Annotated in this window: 1 protein-coding gene; it reads left to right on the forward strand. The window is 36.9% G+C overall.

The window, feature by feature from the left end:
- Positions 1-17: 17 nt before the first annotated feature.
- Positions 18-504, forward strand: a 487-nt coding sequence (locus FJR38_RS27575) for an acyltransferase domain-containing protein (protein ID WP_174764041.1), incomplete at its 3' end; no start/stop codon positions are given.

Here is a 504-nt window from a genome sequence, read left to right on the forward strand (position 1 = left end):
GTTCGCAATATGTGGGAATGGGAAAATCACTATATGAAACTCAACCAATATTTAGAAAAGCTATAGAAGAATGTAATCGAATACTCAATCAATATTTAGAAAAACCACTAATAGAAATCCTGTACACAGAAACAGACCTAATAAATCAAACAGCCTATACTCAACCTGCCTTATTTGCCATAGAATATGCCTTAGCACAAATGTGGCAATCTTGGGGAATTAAACCAGATATAGTTATAGGTCATAGTGTAGGTGAATATGTCGCCGCTTGTCTAGCTGGAATATTCAGTTTAGAAGACGGATTAAAACTAATTGCCTATCGTGGTAAACTCATGCAGCAGCTACCAACGGGAGGAGAAATGGTAGCCATTATTGCCACAGCAGCACAAATTCAACCAATTATTGCCCCATATAAACAACTAAGTATTGCCGCTTACAACACACCAAATAGCATTGTTATCTCTGGAGAAAAAGCAGCTATTAGAGAAATTTGCAATCAACTAG

It is taken from the genome of Anabaena sp. UHCC 0253 (genome assembly GCF_009712085.1).
Lineage (GTDB): Bacteria > Cyanobacteriota > Cyanobacteriia > Cyanobacteriales > Nostocaceae > Dolichospermum.